Below are 20,154 nucleotides of genomic sequence, written 5' to 3'. Positions count from 1 at the left end.
ACGAGCCACTCGGTAACGTCGCCTCCTCTTATGAGGGGGCGACATGGGTGAATCACCCGCCGCGTGGCTCGTGCGCGGAGGCAGGGACGGGGAACGCGAAGCCGACGCGGTCGGCCAAGGCCTGTTCATCGCGGGCTGGCCGGGTCTGGGCGACATCAGCGGGTGCGCGGACCGCGACGAACTGAGGTTCGCACTGCGCACCGCGTACCCGGAGGCCAAGAAGGGCTCGATCGACAACTGGGTGGGCCAGTTGTGGCGCCTGGTGCGCGAGATCGAGACGGGCGACCACGTCGTCATGCCGCTCAAGAAGACCCGGCTGATCGCGATCGGCCGGGTGAGCGGTGAATACCGGTTCCGCACCGAGTGCCCGCCAGGACGCCAGCACGTGCGGCCGGTGGAGTGGTTGCGCACGGACCTGCCGCGTGACGCGGTGGGGCCTGATCTGCTGCCGAGCCTCAACTCGTTGCTGACCATCGCGGGCTTGCGCAGGGCCGGTGCTCCGCGCAGGATCGCGGAACTGGCCGCGTCCGGCGAGGATCCGGGTTCCGGCACCGGTGACGCGACCAGTCCCGTGCCCGCCGCCGCCCAGTCGTTCCTGGAGGCCGCGGCGCAGTCGGCGCCGGGCCGGCCGAGGCGGGTCAGGGTGGCGGAGTTGCTGAGGCTGTTCGACGGGACCCGCAAGACCGCCGTCGTGTCGGCCACGATCGAAGCGGCGCTCGCGGAGAAGGGGCTCGTGGCCCGTCCGCCGATCATGCAGAGCGACGCTGGCGACGTGGTCTCGCTGGAGTCGGCCGTCGACGACGGCACCGAGGTCGAGTCCGAGCCTGCGGCCCCGGTGGAGGAGCGCCTGATCAAGCTGCACATCGGTCGGATCAGGTCGGCCACGGCCGGCGTGGTCTCCGTGCGGCTGCGCGACCCGTTGGTCAAGGTGCGGACACTGATGCTGACCCACAACTTCTCGCAGCTCGCGGTGATCGAGGAGGACGGTGAGTTCCGCGGCGTGGTCAGCTGGGAGTCGATCGGCCAGGCGGACATGGCCGGGCGTGCGGTGCAGGTCGAGGACGCGCTGATCCACGCGCGGGTCGTCGACCACAACGAGGACCTGCTCAACCAGATCGGCGAGATCTACGCCAGTGGTCATGTCTTCGTTCGGGGCGCTGACCGCGCGATCTGCGGCATCGTCACCGCGGCTGATCTCACGCAGCAGTTCGACGGGGTCGTGCGGCCGTTCGTGTTGCTGGAGGAGATCGAGCAACGTTTGCATCGGACTGTCGGCACGGAGTTCACGCCCGAGGAGATCGCGGCGAAGGCGGGCTCTCGCCAGCGCCAGCAGGTCCTGGGCGGGCAGAAACCGATGCTCGGCCTCTACCAGCAGGTGTTGAAGGACTCGGCGATGTGGGCGCGACTGCGGTGGCGGCTGGACCACGAGGCGTTCCTGAGGCTGTTCGACGAGGTCCGCGAGATGCGCAACAGCCTGATGCACTTCAGTGGAGGCACGCTGTCCAATGAGGAATTGGCGCCGCTGCACGGCTTGGTGCGCATGTTGCGCGTGGTCGACCCGTTGCCTTGACACGTCACTGTGAAACGGGCCACGTCGTGACCCTGCTGTGATCTGCGTCCCCCTCGTCCGATAAGGTTTGTACCCAGACCATGGACGAGGGGGTTCGCCCAATGGCCGGTAACGACGTTTTCAGCCCACCGGGCAAAGACGACATTCTTCTCCCACCGATCTTCACCTGGCACGAGCCGTTCGGCCTGCCGTTCGACTTCTCGGTGACCAAGCCGCAGGCCCTGCTGGTCCTGTCGGTGGTGATCATCCTGACCTTCTTCCTGGTCACGACCAGGAACATGAGGATCGTTCCGACCCGCTGGCAGTTCGCCGCCGAATCGATCTACGACTTCGGCCGCAACACCATCGCGCGGGAACAGATCGGCGCCAAGGAATTCGCGCCGTACGTGCCGTTGATCGTCAGCATCTTCTGCTTCGTGCTGGTGAACAACGTCTACGGGTTGATCCCGTTCGTCCAGTTCCCGACGTTCACGCACAGCGGGTTCCCGGCGGCCGTCGCGTTGCTGGTGATCTTCCCGCTCTACCACTACGTGGGCATCCGCAAGTTCGGCCTCCGGGGCTACCTGCGCAACCAGTTCATCATCCCGGACGTGCCGAAGCCCGTGCTGTGGGGCCTGCTCATCCCGACCGAGGTCATCCTCAAGTTCTTCTTCGACCCGGTGAACCTCGCGATCCGGGTGTTCGCGGCGATGTTCGCCGGGCATCTGCTGATCCTGGTGTTCACGCTCGGCAGCGAGTTCCTGCTGTTCAACGCGCCGATCTACCTCAAGCCGGTGTCGGTGCTGGGGTTCGCGCTCGCGATCGCGTTGTTCTTCCTGGAGGCGCTGGTGCAGGTGCTGCAGGCGTACATCTTCGCGCTGCTGTCCGCGCACTTCATCGGGCGCGCGCTGGCCGAGCACCACTGACGCCGCTGTTCAGCGGTTTCTCCCGGCGCGTCCGATACCTACAGTGGTCGGCTCACAGGGGATCTTTGGGGGATTCATGAGACGTTCGCTCGTCTTGTTGTGCGCGTTCGCGCTGCTGGGGGTTCACCCCGTCGCTGCACAGGCCGCACCGCCCGCACCACTTGCCCAGGCTCTGGACGAGGGCAACACCTTCGTCCCGCTGCCACCGCTGCGGGTGCTGGACACCAGGAACGGCACGGGCACCGGGGGCGAGGTGGAGCCGGTCACGTCCGGCCTGCAGCTGGACCTCTCCGCCGCGCTGCCGGCCTCGGCGACCGCGGTCGTGCTGAACCTGACGGGCACCCAGCCGTCGGCGTCCACCTACGTCCGGGTGTCGCCGGTCAACTACAACGTCCCGGAGATCTCCAGCCTCAACCTCGTCGCGGGTGAGACCAGGGCCAACCAGGTGAGCGTCGCGGTGCCGGCGGACCGGAAGATCTACCTGTTCAACAACGCCGGCTCCGTCCACCTGCTCGCGGACGTCGCGGGCTACTACACCACCGACAGCGCGTCGCGGTTCACCACGACCGCCCCGACGCGGCTGGTGGACACCCGCTCGGGCGCGCCCGTGGGCACGGCTTCGACTCTGGACGTGGACCTGTCCGGCGTGGTGCCCGCGTCGGCGACCTCGGTGACGTTCAACCTGACCGGCACCGAACCGACCTCGCCGACCTACGTGACGGCGTTCCCGTCCGGCACCGTCCGTCCCTCCGCGTCGAACGTGAACCTGGTCGCCGGGCAGACCTCGCCCAACCTCGTGACCGTCGCGCTCGGCGCCGACCGCAAGATCACGCTGTACAACAACTCCGGCTCCGTCCACCTGATCGTGGACCTGGCCGGCTACTACGCGTCGGACCGCGGGCACCGCTACTTCCCGGTGTCCCCGGTGCGCGCCCTCGACACCCGCAGCGCGCCGGGCGGTCCGGCCGGTCCCGGGCAGACCAAGACCGTCGAGCTCGCCACCAGGATCGCTCCCAGCGCGGCCGCCGCGGTGCTGAACCTGACGGGTGCCGCTCCGACCTCGGCCTCCTTCGTGACCGCGTACGCGAACGGCACGCCGCGGCCGGCCACGTCGAACCTGAACCTGACCGCGGGGCGTGACACGGCGAACAGCGCGGTGATCGCCCTCAACGGTGACGCGCGGATGGCGTTGTTCAACAACTCGGGCACGACGGACCTGGTCGTCGACGTCGCGGGCTTCTTCGCCACGCCGCCGCTGTGCGTCAGCGACTGCCTGTACGGCTGGGGCGGGTACAACGCCGGTTACGGCCCGACGCCCTCCCGTCGTCCGTGGCTGTCCGGCATCACCTCGGTGGACGCCCACACCGAGAACGTCCTCGCGTTGAAGTCCGACGGCACCGCGTGGTCCTGGGGCGAGAACCAGTTCGGCCAGCTCGGTGCGGGCGGCACCGACGGCAGGTCGACGGTGCCGTTGCGGGTCGCGGGGCTCACCGGGGTGACCGCGGTGGCCACGGGCACCTGGGCGGGATACGCGCTGAAGTCCGACGGCACGGTGTGGTCCTGGGGCTCGAACGCGGCAGGCCAGCTCGGCTTCGGCTCCAGCTCCGGCGGCTCGAACGTGCCGGTGCGGGTCTACGGCCTCTCCGGCGTGACGGCCATCGCCGCCACCCACCAGACGGCGTACGCGTTGAAGTCCGACGGCACAGTGTGGGCGTGGGGCAGCAACGTCTGGAACGGCCGCGGCGACGCCGTTTGCCCGGCCGGTCAGGTCTGCCCGCCGGCAACGCCGCTGCGAGTGGCGTTGCCGCTGCCGGGTACCACCAAGATCACCGCGATCGCGACAGGGGGAGCGGAGACCGGCTTCGCGTTGCGCTCCGACGGCACCGTCTGGGCGTGGGGGCGCAACTGGGCCGGGGCGACCGGAACGGGCTCGCCGTACGGGGCGAGCGTGAGCCCGTCGCAGGTCGTCGGGGTGACCGGTGCCGTGACGATCGCGGGCGGCGACGACGTCGGGTACGCCACCACCTCCGACGGCAAGGTGTGGGCGTGGGGCGACGACTACTGGGGGACGCTCGGCACCGGAGGCCTGTGCACCGAGCCCGAGTTCTGCAAGTCCAACGTCCCGGTCGTGGTCCAGGGCCTCACCGGCCCGGTCGCGATCGACAGCGGCGCCGGGACCACGTTCGCCGTCAAGCCGGACGGTTCGGTGTGGGCGTGGGGGCGCAACGGCAGCAGCGGGAGCCTGGGCAACGGCACCTCCGACCCCTGCGGCGCGCTCCCGTTCACCCCGGCCTGCCGGGCGAGCACGCCGGTGCGGACCTCGATCAGCGGGGTGCGTGACGTCGCGGCCGGGTTGTGGGCGATGTACGCGGTCGTGCCGAACTAGTGGCGGCACGTGGTGCCGTCCTCGTGCGGGGGCGGCACCACGACGCACCCCGTCCGACGGCCGGCGTTCCCGTCAGGGGCGCTGGCACACCAGGTGCAGCGACTCCTCCGGCATGGCGCCGGGGTAGGACGGGGTGAAGACCGGGCGGCTGCGGCGCACGACGCGCAGGCCGACCGAGCCCAGGTGCGCCTCGAAGTTCTCCTCGGAGAACGACGACACCTCGATCTCCTGGCCCATCCAGGGCAGGGTGACCTGCTCCACGTCTATGGCGACGGTGGCGAGGAAGAAGTGACCGCCGGGCCGCAGCCAGGTGGAGATCTGGCCGAGGGTCCGGATGATCTCGGCCTGCGTCAGCTGCAGCAGCGAGAAGACCGCGCAGATCACGTCCCACGAGCCGGGGGGCGACTCGAAGTCGCGGATGTCGATCTTGTGGAACGTGGCGTCGGGGACCTGCGTCGACGCGAGGTCCACCATGACCGGGGAGACGTCGAGACCGGTGACCTTCATGCCCGCCTTGGCGAGGGTGCGCGCGACGGGAACGCCCGTGCCGCAACCGATGTCCAGCACGCGCGAGCCCGAGGGCTGCGTCGCGGCGAACCAGGCGAGGGTGCCGTGCAGTGCGGGCTGGTGCGACCAAGCGCGTTGGTACTCCAGTCCGAGCGTGTCGAAGACCTCGGCCGCGTTCATACCCCGCCCCTCATTTCGACCCAATCCACCTGAGTGAAGTGTGGAGAAGCTCTCTGCACGCCGTCTGGATGGCTTCTGGACGAAAACTGACGGTAGGTTGCTAAATGAACGCGGACAGCGACGAAGTGAGAATACGAGTGCAGAACGAGTTGCGCGTCAGCTTGCTGGGCGCGCTCGCGGCCGCGGTGGACGGCGAGGAGCTCACACTCGGTCCCCCGCGGCAGAGGGCTGTGCTCGCGGTGCTCGCGTTGCGCGCCAACCACGTCGTGTCGCGCAGTGAGCTCATCGACGCCGTGTGGGGCGATGATCCGCCCGCCAGCGCGGACAACGGCATCCACACCTACGTCGCCGGGCTGCGCAGGCTGTTCGAGCCGGGCAGGGCTTCGCGGGCGCCGAGCTCCGTTCTGCTCTCCACGGACGCTGGATACTTGCTGAGGCTCCCATCCGGCAGTTCCGACGCCGCGGTGTTCCGCGCGCACCTCGACGAGGCCGGGCGGCTGCGCGACGAACCCGCGAAGGCCGTCGCCGCGTTCGACGCGGCGCTGGGGCTGTGGCGGGGGATTGCTCTGGACGGCGTGCCGGGGCCGTTCGCTGCGGTGGAGCGCGCGCGTCTGGCCGAACTGAGGCTCACGGCCGTGGAGCAGCGTGCGGCGTTGAGACTGACGATCGGCCACGAGGCCGACGTGGCGGCGGAGCTGACGACGCTGGTGAGCGCGCACCCGTTGCGCGAGAGGCTGCACGGCCTGCTGATGTCCGCGCTGTACCGCGCCGGCAGGCAGGCCGAGGCGCTCGCCGTCTACGCGGACCTGCGCCGGCTGCTGATCGAGGAGCTCGGCATCGAGCCCGGTCCCGAACTGCGCCGGCTGCACGAACAGCTGCTCGTCGGCCGGCCCGACCCGCAGCCGGAACCGGCGGCGCCCGTGCTCGTGCCCGTCCAGCTGCCGCACGAGGCCCGCGACTTCACCGGGCGTGAGAAGGAACTGGCGAAGCTCGCCGAGGTCGTCCCGCACGACCACTCGCCGGTGCTCGTCGCGATCACGGGCACCGGTGGCGTCGGCAAGACGGCGCTGGCCGTGAGGTTCGCCCACCAGGTGGCCGCGCGGTTCCCGGACGGTCAGCTGCACGTCGACCTGCGCGGGTTCGACGCGTCGGCACCGCCCGTGCAGCCCGGCGCCGCGTTGCACCAGCTGCTGCAGAGCCTGGGCGTGCCGTCCGAACGCATCCCGGAGGACCTTTCGGCGAAGTCCGCGCTGTACCGCAGTGTCCTCGCGGGCAAGAAGGTTCTGGTGCTGCTCGACAACGCGCGGCTGGCCGAGCAGGTCCGTCCGCTGCTGCCGGGCCGTTCCACGTCGATGGTGCTCGTGACGTCCCGCAACCACCTGGGAGGGCTCGTCGCCCGCGACGGCGCGCACTCGGTGACGTTGTCGATCCTCACGCGCGACGAGGGCCTGGCGTTGCTGACGTCCGCGGTGGGCCCGGACCGGGTCGCCGCCGAACCCGCCGCCGCCGCGAAGCTCGTCGAACTGTGCGGGCACCTCCCGCTGGCCGTGCGGATCGCGGCCGAACGCGTCGTGACGCGGCCCCACCTGACCCTGGCCGACCTCGCGAGCGACCTCGCCGACGAGCGCGACAGGTTGAACGTGCTGGCCACCGGCGACGACGAGGACACGGCCGTGCGCGCCGCGTTCTCCTGGTCGTACCTGGCCCTGAAACCCGATGCCGCGAGGATGTTCCGGCTGATCGGCCTGCACCCCGGTGCCGAGATCAGCCTGAACGCCGCGGCGGCGCTCGCGGGCGTGCCGGTGTCGCGGGCGCGGACGTTGCTCGACGTGCTCGCGGGAGGGCACGTGCTGGAGGAGGTCGCGCGCGGCCGGTTCCGGTTGCACGACCTGCTTCGCCTGTACGCCACGGAACTCAGCTCCACCGAGGAGTCGTCGGAGGGCCGCGCCGAGGCCGTGGGACGTCTGCTGGGCTGGTACTTCGACACCGCGAACGCCGCCGGCACCGTCATCGCGCCGCCGGACCACCCGGCGTTCCTGCTGCCGCCGCTGTCCACTCAGGACTTCACCTCGCACGACGAGGCCTTCACCTGGTGCCGCACGGAATCGTCGAACCTGCTGGCGGTGGCGCGGCTCGCCGAGGAGCACCACTCGCCGACGGCGTGGCAGATCCCGGTGGCGCTGTGGAACTACTTCATCGTGTCGAGCGCGCTGGACGAGTGGACGCGCACGTACCGCGTCGCCGAGCGCACCGCGACCCGTGACGGCAACCAGATCGCGCGCGCGTGGGCGGTGCACGGCCAGGGCCTGTCGGCGTTCCGCGGCCAGCGCTTCGCCGACGCCCTCGAACTCTTCGACCGCGCGCTCGCCATCCGCCGCGAGATCGGTGATCTCGCCGGCGCCGCGTGGAGCCTCACGGGCCTGGGCATGGCGTACGGCGGCCTTCGCCAGTTCGACCTCGCCGTCGACAGGTTCGGTCAGGCGCTGCGCGGGCACGCCGAGGTCGGCTCGTGGTTCGGCGAGGGCGGCACGAGGCTGTTCCTGAGCGACATCCTGCGTTCGGCGGGCCAGTTCGACGCGTCACTGGCGTCCGCGCGCACGGCCTTCGAGCTGATGGACTCGCACGACGCCGTGCACGGCAAGGCGATGGCGCTGGTCAGCATCGGCTGGGCGCAGTCGAAGCTGGGCAGCAAGGTCGAGGCGCGTGAGTCGTTCCGGCACGCGATCGAGTTCCTGCGGGAGCTCGGTGACCGCAAGAGTCTCGCGGAGGCGCTGCACGGCCTGGGGGAGACGAGCGCCGGGCAGCCCGACGTGGCGCGCACGTACCTGCTGGAAGCGTTGACGATCTACGAGGACTACGACCACCCGTTGATGCCGGAGATCCGCGCAAGGCTCCACGACCTCTCCTAGGGGCGATCCCTGATGTGCCCGCGCTGATGCGTAGGCAAGCTACATGTCATGCAGAAGCGCGCTCGGACCCTGTTGGTGTGGCTGCACGTCGTGACGTCCGTCGGATGGCTCAGCCAGGCGGTGGCCCTGCTGGCCCTGGTGCTGTACGGCATGAGGTCGGGCGACCGCACCGCGTTCGAGATGGCGCGCTACCTCGACCACAGCGTGCTCGCGATCATGGCCAACACCAGTGCGTTCACCGGCTTCATGCTCAGCGCCACGACGCCGTGGGGCTACTTCCGGCACTGGTGGGTGCTCGCGAAGTTCGTGATCACGATCGTCCAGCTCTACATCGGCATCTTCATCCTGAGCGACAACCTGCAGGCGGCCGTGAACGGGCACGTGAACGTGTGGATGCCCGTGGGGACCGCGCTCATGATCAGCGCGATCGCGTTCCAGGCGTGGCTCAGCGTCGCGAAGCCGTGGCGGCGCACGCCGTGGGCGGACCCGAAGGTCAAACTGCCCACGGCGAGCACGGTCACGTTCATCGCGGCGCTGGTGATCCCGGTGATCGACTTCGCGATCAGCCTGTGGCAGGGCAACCCGATGCCGATGCTCATGCTGATCACCGTGATCGGCTACTCGATCAGGCGGGCCGCCAGGGGGAGACGCCGGTCGTCGGGCGCGTCGGGTCGTGGAAGCGCGGCAGGTCCGGCTCGTCGAGACGTAACGGCACCAGGCCCTCGGTGATCGCGACCATGATCCGCTCGTGGGCGCGGCGGGCGTCGCCCATGGTCTCGGCCTTCAGGTCGGACAGCTCGACCGGCTTGCCGAAGTGGACCTTGAACGTCGGCCGCTTGCGCACCGCGCGCAGCCACGACGTCAAGTAGGGCAGGGCGTCCCTCCAGCCGGAGACGTGCAGGTTGCCCCAGTACACCGCCTCGTGCGCGCCCCACTGGCTGATCGGGACCACCGGGATGCCGCCGCCCAGCGCCATGCGGGCGACGCCGGTCTTGCCGCGCTCCGGCCACAGGCCGGGGTCCAGGCTGATCTTGCCCTCGGGGTAGACGGCGATCGGGTCGCCGCCCTTGCTCAACGCCTCGACGGCCCGGTGCATCGCCTCGCCGACGTTCGCCGACCGCCGGTCGACGCGCAGGTGACCGCACGCCTTCAGCGCCGGTCCCATGACCGGGGCGTCGAGCAGGCCGCCCGCGAGCATGAAGCGCGGGTTGACGCCGATCTTGCGGCAGGCCGCGATCAGCACCATCGGGTCGAGGTTGCCGATGTGGTTCGAGGCGAGCAGCAACGGCTTGCCGAGCAGCTCCGGCGGGATGTCACCCGATACCTCGAGCTTGCCGGTCAGCGCGATCAGGCCACGGTCGACCACCATGAGCACGCGCCAGAAGAGCGGTGTGGACACGCGGGGCAGCGTACGGCGTGTCGGAACGACACAGTGCCCGATCCGGTGAACCATGAGGATTCGCACGCGTCCCGGTTGCAAGCGTGGCTGGTGAGACGCAAGGGACTAGGTTATAGACATGGCCGGGCGCACAGGGACTTCGAGAAAGACCACGTCACGCGGCAAAGCACCAGCCAAGCCGCGGGCGCGATCGACCGCGTCCAGAAAGCCCGCTCCACGCAGGAGCGGCGGCGCCATCAGCGCCGTGTGGGGTGCGTTGGGCCGTGGCGTCGGCAGTCTCGTGCGCACCGTCAGCCGTACCAAGGACCTCGATCCCGAACACCGTCGTGACGGCCTCGGGCTGTTGCTGATCGCACTCGCGGTCATCACGGGCGCGGGCGTGTGGTGGCAGGCAGGCGGACCGGTCGGCCAGTGGGTCGACGTCGCCGTCCGCAGCTCCGTCGGGTTCCCGGCGGTGATCGTGCCGGTCGTGCTGCTCGGCATCGGCGTCACGTTGATGCGCACCGACCCGGCGCCCGACGCGCGGCCGCGGCTGATCATCGGCTCGTTGCTGATGATGATCGGTGTGCTCGGCATGTTCCACCTCATCCGCGGCCTGCCGATGGACCCGCTCGAACGCCGCAGCGCCGGGGGAGCCCTCGGCTACCTGGCCGGCGGGTTCCTGGCGCAGGGCCTCACGCCGTGGGTCGCCGGTCCGTTGCTGTTGCTGATCTTCTCCTACGGCCTGCTCGTCGTGACGCACACGCCGATTCGCCAGGCGCCCGAACGCATTCGTTCGTTGCTGCACCCCGGCACGCCGAAGGACGCGGCACCCTCCGACGAGGAAGAGCTCGCAGAGGAACCGAAACCGGTGCGCCTGCGCCGTCCGTCCCGCCGCCGTCAGGCCGTGGAGCCGGTCGAGGAGGAGCAGGCCGAGCTCCCGCTGGAGGAGCCCGCGGAGCCCCCGCCCGCGAAGCCTGCGAGGGAGAAGAAGGCCGCCGCCGCACCGGCGATGGCCGTGCGCGCGGTCGAGGGCGAGTACCAGCTGCCGCCGCCGGACGTGCTGAAGGACGGCGACGCGCCGAAGACCCGTAGCAAGGCGAACGACCTCATGATCGAGGCGATCTCCGGTGTGCTGGACCAGTTCTCGATCGACGCCCAGGTCACCGGGTTCACCCGCGGCCCGACGGTCACGCGCTACGAGGTCGAGCTCGGCCCCGGCGTGAAGGTCGAGAAGATCACCGCGCTGACGAAGAACATCGCGTACGCCGTGGCGACGGACAACGTCCGGCTGCTGGCCCCGATCCCGGGCAAGTCGGCGGTCGGCATCGAGGTCCCCAACAGCGACCGCGAGATGGTGCGGCTGGGCGACGTGCTGCGCGCGCCGTCCACGGTCAAGGACACGCACCCGATGGTGATCGGCCTCGGCAAGGACATCGAGGGCCACATGGTCACCGCGAACCTGACGAAGATGCCCCACCTCCTGGTCGCGGGCTCCACGGGTTCCGGCAAGTCGTCGTTCGTCAACTCGATGCTGGTCTCGTTGCTCGCGCGCGCGACGCCCGACGAGGTCCGGATGATCCTGATCGACCCGAAGATGGTCGAGCTGACGCCGTACGAGGGCATCCCGCACCTGATCACGCCGATCATCACGCAGCCGAAGAAGGCCGCGGCGGCCCTTGCGTGGCTCGTCGAGGAGATGGAGCAGCGCTACCAGGACATGCAGGTCAACCGGGTGCGTCACGTCGACGACTTCAACCGCAAGGTGAAGTCCGGCGAGATCACCGCGCCGCCCGGTTCCGAGCGCGTCTACCGGCCGTACCCGTACATCATGGCGATCGTCGACGAGCTCGCCGACCTGATGATGACGGCGCCCCGTGACGTGGAGGACGCGATCGTCCGCATCACGCAGAAGGCCCGTGCGGCAGGCATCCACCTGGTGCTGGCGACGCAGCGCCCGTCCGTCGACGTCGTCACCGGCCTGATCAAGACCAACGTGCCGTCCCGCCTGGCGTTCGCGACCTCGTCGCTGACCGACTCGCGCGTCATCCTGGATCAGCCCGGCGCCGAGAAGCTGATCGGCATGGGCGACGCCCTGTACCTGCCGATGGGCGCCTCGAAGCCGGTGCGCATCCAGGGCGCGTTCGTGGGCGACGAGGAGATCTCGTCGATCGTCGAGTTCACCAAGAACCAGGCGCAGCCGGAGTACACCGACGGCGTCACGGCGCAGAAGGCCGGCGAGAAGAAGGAGATCGACGCCGACATCGGCGACGACCTGGAACTGCTCGTGCAGGCGACCGAGCTGATCGTGACGTCGCAGTTCGGCTCGACGTCGATGCTGCAGCGCAAGCTGCGCGTCGGGTTCGCGAAGGCAGGGCGCCTCATGGACCTGCTGGAGACCCGCGGCGTCGTCGGGCCTTCCGAGGGCTCGAAGGCACGAGAGGTGCTGATCAAGCCGGACGAGCTCGAGAACGTGGTCTACCTGATGCGTGGGGGCGGCCCCGCCGACGACGAGTGACTACTCGGACATCACCTTGACGGGGTGGTGGACGTTCTCGGGGCACACCCAGACGTTCAGCGCTCCGTCGTTGAAGTCCCAGCCCACCGGCCTGGCCTCGGGTTCGAAGCAGAACTCGGGCTCGGCGCGTTCGTACGTGTGCAACGCCAGCAGCAGCTCGCGGTAGGCCCCGCACTCCGGGCACTCCATGTCGCCGGGCCCGCTCGCGTACCAGAACGCCCAGCCACCGATCTTGGTCGACACCGCGACCTCGGACCAGTCGCTCCGGGAGGCGCCCTCCGGGGCTTCGTGCACGGTGGGGTGTTCGACGCGCCGGCACGGACTGAGCACGCACGGCCGTGCGAGGTGCATCGGCTCGAACGCCGCGGGCGTCGGCGGAGCGGCGAGTACCTCCGTCACCGTCGTGGAGTCGCGCCACACCAGGCGGACGTCCGGCCAGAACGTGTTGACGTCCGGTTCGTGGAACAACGGGCAGATCAGGAGCTGGAACAGGTCCGTGCCGTCCGGGAACGGCAACTCCGGGTAGTCCCTGCGGTAGAGCTGCACCGCGGCGGTGAAGGCGTTGCGCACGCCGCGCGTGTCACCCGTGTCGAAGCCCTGGTCCGTGTGGGTGGTTCCGTCGCAGTGCGGCCACGGCTCGTCCCGCGGCCAGAGCACGGGGCCGCCGATGTGGCTGTCGGTGATGGCCGGGGTGCCGGGCCGCGGGTGCAGGCGCACCGAAGGCCTCGCCCAGGCGTCGTCGTTCGTGTTCGTGTTCATGACCGCTCCCCCAAGCTGACGCAGGGGTCCCCCTTGATCGGGAACCCCTGCGTTTCAACGTACTCGGGAGGTCCGACAGTTCTCGGCCGTCGGCGGAAGACCTACTTCAGGCCGGCGTTCTGGATGCTGGTGGCCGTGGAGCTCGCGGTGTTGCCGAACTCGCGCACGGCCGCGTAGTACAGGTCGGCGGTGCGCTTGCAGGCCCAGTTCGAGCCGCACTGCTTGTACATGTCGGACTTGAAGTTGTCGTCGATGCGCAGGCGGTTCGTCTCGTTCCACCGGCCCTGCCGCTTGTAGTTGCGGTAGCCGAAGTCGTGCCGGTGGCAGGTCGGCAGGAACTTGAAGCCGAAGGGGTTGTCCGGCGAGTACGAACAGCCGTCGGACGACCAGTCGAGCTGGCCCGCGTAGGGCTGTTGTGCGCGCAGTGTCGTGAACTGGCCGACGGTCTTCGAGTAGAGGTAGTCGTCGGTGACCGCGACGATGTCCACGGCGTGAGCCGGGGCGCCCGTGAAGATCAGGGCGATCGAGGCGGCGGCACCCACGAATGCCGAGCGCAGGGTCTTCGACATGGCGAGCTCCTCGGGGTGTGATCAGGGTCTCGCCCAGTTGTAGCGGGTGATCGACTGTCCTCGGTAGACACGATCTGATGAACGTCACGTGATCATGTGGCCGCACGCGATCGCCGTGGCCACGCGGAGTTCACGCGGCAGCCCCAGGCAGTGGAGCATTTCGTTGTCCGCTACTCCGCCGAGCAGGTACCCGCCGAGCTTCTGCTCCGCCAAACGGAGGCAGACGTTCTGCGCGGCGGCTCCCGCTTCGATCAGGCCGAAGCGGCCCGCGCGTTCGCCGTACTTCTCGAACGAGTCCTTGTCCGTCAACACCAGCACGATCGTCAGCGGTGGAGCGTCCGGCGTGCCGAGGATCTCCGCGAGGTCCGCCGGTGCCGGGCCGATGTCCTGCACCGCGTGACGGCGGATGTCGTAGCGGAGGGCACGGCCGCGCGCGAACACGTAGCAGCGCAACGGGTTGAGCCCGCCCGCTGACGGATAGCTGTTGTCGGACAGGGCGCTCAGCACCGTGCCCAGTTGCCGGTCCGTCAGCGGTTCGTCCGAGAACTCGCGGGTGCTCCGGCGTGCCTGGAACAGCTTCTGCAGGCGGTCGTGCGGGCGGGGCAGGGGCAGCGGGGCGGTGGGCAGTTCCAGCGGGTCGATCAACGCGGGCTGCGGCCGGAAGTCGCGCAGGCGGTCGCCGAGCCTGCGCTGGTGCAGCGTCGAGTACCGGCTCGCGGCCCAGAAGTCGTCGAACATCGGCGTCACCCCAGCGGATGCGGTGCGGGATTGGGGAACACGCCCGGTGAGGCGTGCGGGTAGCGCCGGCCGAGGTCGCGGGCACGGCCTGCCAGGTGCGGCCAGCGGTGGTCCGAGTGCAGCGGCGCGAGGTCGGGGGACAGGACGCGGACGCAGTGCAGTCCGACGGCGGACAGCTCGGGCGTGGTGAGCTCGCGGTAGGCGAGCCGGACGCCGGCGCGGTCGAGGGCGTGCACCAGCTCGGTCAGTTCCGCTGCCGTGCCACGGGATTCGGCGTCAGGTGGCGGGTCTGTCTCGAAGCCCGCGAACCACGGGAGCGCGTCCCACTCCGCCGGGTGTGTGGCGTAGTAGACGGCGTGCCGGTCGAAGTCCGTGACGTCCTCGACGGGCTCGTCCCCGTTGCGCGCCAGCCACACCTCGATGAACACCGTGCCCTGCACCCACTCCTCGTAGGCCTTGCGCACGGCCTCGGCCGTGGTCGCCCGGCAGGCGAGCCCGAGCGTCGGCCGCGGCCTGCCGGCGATCGGCAGCGAGCCCGCGACGGCGACCACCGGGTGCGGGCTGTAGGCGGGCGTGAGGTCGAACGCCTGGACGCCGTGCGGCAGATCGGTGGCGAACTTCTGCGGCGCGACGGAATGCAGCCACGTCGTGGTGAACGCGTCGCGCTCGACGAGTTCCTGGGTGGCCCTGAGCAACGCGCTGGTCGTCGACGGACCGGCCGCGAGTCCCGATGAGGTCGCGGGCAGTCCGTACGCGGCGTCGAGGCCCACGAGACCGGCCGGCACGCGGATCGGTTCGTTGCCGGGCAACGTCCACGCCCGCGTGTACGGGGTGTCGACGTATCCCTTGCGGTAGCGGTAGTTCGGGGCCACCCGCTGCTCGACCGTGTGCAGGCTGAAGTGCTCCAGCGGCCAGCACTCGCCGTCGGTGGCGATCTCCAGCGGTGCTCGTGCGGCCGCGTGGCGTTCCAGTGCCTCGGCGATCGCGGCGATCTTGCTGGTGCCACCGGAGGTGCCGCCGGTGGCGAACGGCTCCGGCACCGCGGCCCACCCCTCGACGTCCACATCGGACAGGCTGTGCGGCACGGGGTGCAGCTGTGACACCACCCCCTGCCTCCAGCCGACCGCGCGCTCGGCGAGCGCCTCCGCGACCGTCCTCACCGCTTGCTCCGGTAGTGCCGGAAGAGCCTGTGCCCGAACCACAGCGCCCCGCCGACGTAGAGCACGCCGACGACCACCGCGGCCACGACGCCGAGACCGGCGAACGGGCCGAGCACGAACAGCACGAAGACAGGTTCGACGCACCACAGCAGCATCCAGCCGAGCAGCCGGACCAGACTCATCCACGGCTTCGGTGACCGGGCGATGAACCCCGACGCGACCGCCCAGGCCAGTGCGGCACCCAGGGCGCCGGCCCACCAGCCCCAGTGGAGGTCGAAGACCGCGCCCATCGTGACGAAGGGCAGCACGAGCACCAGCAACGGGAAGATCGCGGAGGGAAGGACCAGCGCACCGCGTGGTTCGGGCAGGTCTTCGGTGTCCTGGCGCAAGGCTGCCGGGATGTGCACGGCCGCACCGACCGAGGAAACCGCACAGCAGCAACAACAACAGCAACAGGTGGGCGTGGCGGCGTTTGCGGCGGCCGCGCCGGGTGAGAACTGGTCAGGTAACCGTACTGCCGTCGCGTTCATGGTTCCCCCAAGGAAGTGACACGCGCCCGAACTCGACCGTCGGGCAGATCTCGCAGTCAGCCGCGGGCAGCACGCTCTCGCGCGTCGTCGTGAACTCGTCGAGGTCGACGGTCACGACCGTGTCCAGCAGGGCCAGCGAGCCCTTGCGGATGTTCTGGATCGCCTGCACGGCAAGGGAAATCGGAAACTCGTGAGCAAGTGCTCCGGGGCGCGGGGGAGGCGGCGGATCCCCCCACCGCCGCCCCGCCCGCACCGCGAGGCACGCCAGGCACGCGCCGGCACCGGGCACCACGAAGGGCCCGACGGCGGCGGTGTGGTGGTACGCGAGGTTCAGCAACAGGTGCGGGACCTTCGTCTCGCGTGCCACCTCGACCAGGTCGACCAGCGTGCCGGTCGTCCGCACGACGAGCAGCAGGTCCGGATCCTCGTTGTGCGGCAACAGCTCTACCAGCCCGGCGGGTGCCTTCCCGACGACGCGCGTACCGACCCCCATCGGTTCGTGCGCGTCACCGGTCGGCAACCCGGCCGGGCGGAGAGCGCCCAGGGTCCTCAGCTGGGCCAGGTACTGGCGAACCGGTTCCCCCGACCGGCTCTCGTCGACCGTTCGAGCCACTCCCCTCAAAACTGGCTCGAACAGGCCGGCCAGCGCCACGGCCACCGCCCTGGGCAGGTCTGGGATCAGGTACGCGAGATCCGCACCCGCGTACACGACGAGGCCTTCGTCTCGAACTTGGGCGTGCCAGGCGGGATCAGCGACCAGGTTCATCCTCGTCCCCTCTGCGCAGGAAGCTCTCGATCTCCTGCTCGCTCGGCAGGTCCCCCGCCGGATCGACGATGTTCTCGGCGATCGGCGGCAGCGGCTGCTCGGCCCACGCGGGCTGGTACTCGTCACTGGGCAGCAGCCCGTGCCGCGACGCGAACTCCTCGGCCGCGTCCCGGATCGACTCCCGCAGCGTCCCCACCACCGCGGTCTCCGCCGTGTACGTCAGCTCGACGAGCAACGCCCGCACGTTCTCCAGCTGGTTCTCGTCACCGGCCTTGCGGGCCAGTTCGGGCCAGAACTGCCGCTCGAACAACCGCACGAAGTCCGCCGCCACCGCGTCGGTAGCCGTGCGCAGGCGCGTGAAGCTGTCCATGACGTCATCGCTGGGCACCCTGAGGCCGGCAAGCCTGCCGCCCGCTTCGAGTGCCCAGCGACGCGTGTGCGGCCAGCCGTACTTCCACCGCACCAAGCCCAACCGCATAGCCCGGAGGAGGAGTCGCGGTTGGACGTCTCCGGTCGGGATCAGGTGCTTGATGTCGCGCACCTTGATCCGAACCCAGTCGTCGGGACCCTCGGTCTCGCCCATGCCGAGGACCGCGGCGACCGACTCGCCCTTCTCCCGTGCCGAGATCAGCTCGGCGATCGCGGGCAGCGAGAACCCCCGCTGCTGCAACCGCTGCACCAACGTCAACCGCTGGACGTGCGAGGCGTCGTAGTACGCCACGCGCCCCTGCCGTCTCGGCGCGTGCAGCACACCCTTCGTCTGGTACATGCGAATGGTGCTGCTGGGCAGGCCGATCCGGGCGGCTAGCTCGTCGACGGTGAGCGATTCGGACACGGCTCAGATACTGGCGTCGACGCGTTAGTTGAGTCAAGACTCTTCGAGTAAATACTCGAAGAGTTACAACTCCAGGAGCATCCGGCTGTTGCCGAGCGTGTTCGGCTTCACGTAGCTGAGGTCGAGGAACTCCGCCACACCCTCGTCGGCCGACCGCATGATCTCCTCGTAGACCTCGGGACTCACCGGCGTGCCCTCGATCTCGACGAAGCCGTGCTTGGTGAAGAACTTGGTCTCGAACGTCAGCACGAAGATGCGCGCGAGCTGCAGCTCCTTGGCCGTCGCGATGAGCTGCGCCACGATCCGGTGCCCCACGCCCTTGCCGAGCGCCATGGGGGAGACCGCGACACTGCGGATCTCGGCCAGGTCCTCCCACATCACGTGCAGGGCGCCGCAGCCGAGCAGCTCGCCGTCCTCCTCGGCCACCCAGAACTCCTGGACCGCCTCGTACAGCGTGACCAGGGGTTTGGCCAGCAGAACCTTGCCCGCGTACCCGTCGATCAACGCCTTCATGGCGCGCACGTCGCTGGTGCGGGCGCGCCGCACGACTACCCCACTGGTCACAACCGTCAAGTATGAGCGGCGCCCCCGTGAGCGCTGCGGGCAGTGGCCTCAAGCTTGAAAATGGATTCCCAGGGTCTCAGAGACCTCTCTGTGAGGTTTACTTGCACAGATCGGCCTGTAGATGTGTTCGGAGGTGTTTGGGTGATGCTGCGGAGTTTCAGGATCGGGAATCACCGGTCGTTCCGCGACGAGCACGAGCTTCTGCTCATGGCTGCCTATGCGAAGGACCGCGACATCCTTCCGGTCGCCGCCATATACGGTGCCAACGCCTCCGGGAAGTCGAACCTGCTCACGGGCCTGCGGTTCATGGCGTCTGCGGTACGCGACTCCTTCGCGTCGTGGAATCCGGGCTTGGGTGTTCCTCGAAGGCGGTTCGCCCTCGACGACGATGAGGAGTCGCCATCGGTCTTCGTGGTCGAACTCGTCCTCGAAGATGTGCGCTACACCTACGGATTCGAGGTCAACGACTTCGAGGTGCTCGACGAGTGGCTCTACTCGTACCCGGAAGGGCGCAAGCGGGTCGTCTTCGAGCGGAGCCTGAACGGTGTGCGGTTCGGAAGCACGCTCGGGGACCGGGCGAAGCTCGAGTTGCTTAGCAATCTGCTCAGGCGGAACGCGCTCTTCCTGAGTCTCGCTGCGCAGTCGGACATCGCTCCGGTACTCCCGGTTAGGACCTGGTTTCTCGAAGCGCTTCACTTCAGGCTCGGCGACTGCGTACAGGTCGACGAAGCGGGGATCGTCGACTTCCTGGACGCGAGTCAGGCGGATCACGACACCGTCGTCGATCTCGTACGGGTTGCCGATCTCGGGATCTCGAGGCTGTTCACGGTGAGCGCAGACGGCATCGACGGCTCGAAGCTCCGGCGGCTGCGAGTCGAGCATGGCGTGGGGAAGTGGTTGTTCCCGCTCGCGGACGAATCGGTGGGCACCCAGTCCTGGCTTGGTCTGTTGCCAACCGCGTTGACGGTGCTGCGGAACGGTGGAGTGCTGGTGATCGATGAGATCGACGCGAGTCTGCATCCTCTACTCGCAGGACGGTTGATCGGGCTCTTCCGCGATGCAGCGGTAAACGTCGCCCAAGCGCAGTTGATCTTTACTACCCATGACGCAACACTGCTGCATCCCCCGCTTGGAGACGAAGTGCTCGCGCGCGACGAGGTCTGGTTCGTGGAGAAAGATCGAGAGACCGGTGCCAGCACGCTGTACCCACTCACGGATTTCAAGCCGCGCAGCGAGGACAACCTTGAAAGAAGGTATCTGGCTGGCCGTTATGGTGCGGTACCCGAGCTTTCGGAAGACGAGTTCTCGAAGGCAGCTAGGGGTGTACGTGACGAGGCGTGAGAACACGCAAAGTCGGCGCGGGCGTGCTCGTGATCTGCGACCTGGACATGTTCTCGTGGTCAGCGGAGGGCAGCGCACCGAGCCTGACTACTTCAAGGGCTTCGCTCGAAGTCGTCGCGTACCACTCAAGGTGAAGACGAAGGTCGATTCGCCAGAGAACCTGGTCAGATACGCGAAGAGCATCTTCACCGCTGATGAGTACGACGGCGTGTGGTGCGTGGTGGACGTCGACAACTTCGACATCGGAGCCGCTCGCGTGGCCGCTGCGCGAGCGGAGATCGAACTCGTGGTGTCGGAGCCCTGCTTCGAGCTGTGGCTGCTGCTGCACTTCGTTGATCACCGAGCGCACATCGACAACGGAAAGGCCGCGTGTGCGCTGCTGGCCAAGCACGTTCCGGGATACGGCAAAGGCCTCGACTACACGATCTTCGACGAGCATGTGGAGCTCGCAGTTGAGCGGGCCAAGTCGCTCGGCCCGGGCAATCCGGGGACTGACGTCTGGAGGCTTGTCGAGGCGGTCTTGAAAGCCTGAGTTCAAA

Annotated in this window: 18 protein-coding genes; 8 read left to right on the top strand and 10 right to left on the bottom strand. The window is 69.0% G+C overall.

All coding sequences use genetic code 11. From position 1 onward, the window contains the following. Positions 1-43: 43 nt before the first annotated feature. From IEY88_RS06150 to IEY88_RS06140, 3 genes are all read left to right on the top strand, one after another. Positions 44-1,570: a DUF8426 domain-containing protein gene (locus IEY88_RS06150; RefSeq protein WP_189153657.1), complete on the top strand. Its 1,527-nt coding sequence runs from the start codon at positions 44-46 to the stop codon at positions 1,568-1,570. Positions 1,571-1,671: 101 nt separating this feature from the next. Beyond that, positions 1,672-2,475 carry a F0F1 ATP synthase subunit A gene (atpB, locus tag IEY88_RS06145; RefSeq protein WP_189153656.1) on the top strand — a complete coding sequence of 268 codons (804 nt, stop codon included), beginning with the start codon at positions 1,672-1,674 and terminating at the stop codon, positions 2,473-2,475. Positions 2,476-2,551: 76 nt separating this feature from the next. Next, on the top strand, positions 2,552-4,861 hold the full coding sequence (locus IEY88_RS06140; RefSeq protein ID WP_189153655.1) for an RCC1 domain-containing protein: 2,310 nt from the start codon (positions 2,552-2,554) through the stop codon (positions 4,859-4,861). 72 nt (positions 4,862-4,933) lie between these two features. Here the strand turns inward: IEY88_RS06140 and IEY88_RS06135 are convergent, their stop codons facing one another. Further along, on the bottom strand, positions 4,934-5,548 hold the full coding sequence (locus IEY88_RS06135; RefSeq protein ID WP_189153654.1) for a class I SAM-dependent methyltransferase: 615 nt from the start codon (positions 5,546-5,548) through the stop codon (positions 4,934-4,936). A gap of 104 nt (positions 5,549-5,652) precedes the next feature. Between IEY88_RS06135 and IEY88_RS06130 the strand changes: the two genes are divergently transcribed. Continuing rightward, on the top strand, positions 5,653-8,457 hold the full coding sequence (locus IEY88_RS06130) for an AfsR/SARP family transcriptional regulator (RefSeq protein WP_189153653.1): 2,805 nt from the start codon (positions 5,653-5,655) through the stop codon (positions 8,455-8,457). A 48-nt stretch (positions 8,458-8,505) separates the two neighbouring features. Further along, complete coding sequence (locus tag IEY88_RS06125) at positions 8,506-9,186, top strand: hypothetical protein (protein ID WP_189153652.1); 681 nt, start codon at positions 8,506-8,508, stop codon at positions 9,184-9,186. Here IEY88_RS06125 and IEY88_RS06120 read toward each other — a convergent pair. After that, positions 9,083-9,826 carry a lysophospholipid acyltransferase family protein gene (locus IEY88_RS06120; protein WP_229693255.1) on the bottom strand — a complete coding sequence of 248 codons (744 nt, stop codon included), beginning with the start codon at positions 9,824-9,826 and terminating at the stop codon, positions 9,083-9,085. The two genes, IEY88_RS06125 and IEY88_RS06120, sit on opposite strands and share 104 nt — an antisense overlap. Before the next feature lie 148 nt (positions 9,827-9,974). Here IEY88_RS06120 and IEY88_RS06115 point away from each other — a divergent pair, with 148 nt between their 5' ends. After that, positions 9,975-12,353 carry an FtsK/SpoIIIE family DNA translocase gene (locus IEY88_RS06115; RefSeq protein ID WP_189153651.1) on the top strand — a complete coding sequence of 793 codons (2,379 nt, stop codon included), beginning with the start codon at positions 9,975-9,977 and terminating at the stop codon, positions 12,351-12,353. Here IEY88_RS06115 and IEY88_RS06110 read toward each other — a convergent pair whose 3' ends face one another. The 8 genes from IEY88_RS06110 to IEY88_RS06075 all read right to left on the bottom strand — a co-directional run bounded on the left by IEY88_RS06110 (position 12,354) and on the right by IEY88_RS06075 (position 18,274). Beyond that, positions 12,354-13,112: a YwqG family protein gene (locus tag IEY88_RS06110; protein WP_189153650.1), complete on the bottom strand. Its 759-nt coding sequence runs from the start codon at positions 13,110-13,112 to the stop codon at positions 12,354-12,356. Between the two features lie 101 nt (positions 13,113-13,213). Next, a complete protein-coding gene (locus IEY88_RS06105) occupies positions 13,214-13,681 on the bottom strand; it encodes a phospholipase (protein WP_189153649.1) in 468 nt (155 codons plus the stop codon). Positions 13,682-13,765: 84 nt separating this feature from the next. Next, on the bottom strand, positions 13,766-14,419 hold the full coding sequence (locus IEY88_RS06100) for a nitroreductase family protein (protein WP_189153648.1): 654 nt from the start codon (positions 14,417-14,419) through the stop codon (positions 13,766-13,768). Positions 14,420-14,424: 5 nt separating this feature from the next. After that, positions 14,425-15,579, bottom strand: a complete 1,155-nt coding sequence (locus IEY88_RS06095; RefSeq protein WP_189153647.1) for a YcaO-like family protein — start codon at positions 15,577-15,579, stop codon at positions 14,425-14,427. Further along, a complete protein-coding gene (locus IEY88_RS06090; RefSeq protein WP_189153646.1) occupies positions 15,576-15,986 on the bottom strand; it encodes a hypothetical protein in 411 nt (136 codons plus the stop codon). The genes IEY88_RS06095 and IEY88_RS06090 overlap by 4 nt, the downstream gene beginning before the upstream one ends. A 94-nt stretch (positions 15,987-16,080) precedes the next feature. Then, positions 16,081-16,875, bottom strand: a complete 795-nt coding sequence (locus IEY88_RS06085; protein WP_189153645.1) for a hypothetical protein — start codon at positions 16,873-16,875, stop codon at positions 16,081-16,083. Further along, a complete protein-coding gene (locus IEY88_RS06080) occupies positions 16,859-17,710 on the bottom strand; it encodes a MerR family transcriptional regulator (protein WP_189153644.1) in 852 nt (283 codons plus the stop codon). The genes IEY88_RS06085 and IEY88_RS06080 overlap by 17 nt, the downstream gene beginning before the upstream one ends. Positions 17,711-17,773: 63 nt before the next feature. Beyond that, positions 17,774-18,274: an amino-acid N-acetyltransferase gene (locus IEY88_RS06075; RefSeq protein WP_189153643.1), complete on the bottom strand. Its 501-nt coding sequence runs from the start codon at positions 18,272-18,274 to the stop codon at positions 17,774-17,776. A gap of 144 nt (positions 18,275-18,418) precedes the next feature. On the opposite strand from IEY88_RS06075, the gene IEY88_RS06070 reads away from it, so the two are divergent. Together IEY88_RS06070 and IEY88_RS06065 are read left to right on the top strand one after the other, a co-directional pair. Then, positions 18,419-19,615 (top strand): AAA family ATPase, encoded by a 1,197-nt coding sequence (locus IEY88_RS06070; RefSeq protein WP_189153642.1) that lies wholly within the window; start codon positions 18,419-18,421, stop codon positions 19,613-19,615. After that, positions 19,545-20,147 carry an RloB family protein gene (locus IEY88_RS06065; protein WP_229693137.1) on the top strand — a complete coding sequence of 201 codons (603 nt, stop codon included), beginning with the start codon at positions 19,545-19,547 and terminating at the stop codon, positions 20,145-20,147. The genes IEY88_RS06070 and IEY88_RS06065 overlap by 71 nt, the downstream gene beginning before the upstream one ends. Positions 20,148-20,154: the final 7 nt, after the last annotated feature.

Source organism: Lentzea pudingi (assembly GCF_014646255.1).
Classification (GTDB): Bacteria; Actinomycetota; Actinomycetes; order Mycobacteriales; family Pseudonocardiaceae; genus Lentzea; species Lentzea pudingi.
This window is presented reverse-complemented; position numbering and strand designations above follow the sequence as displayed.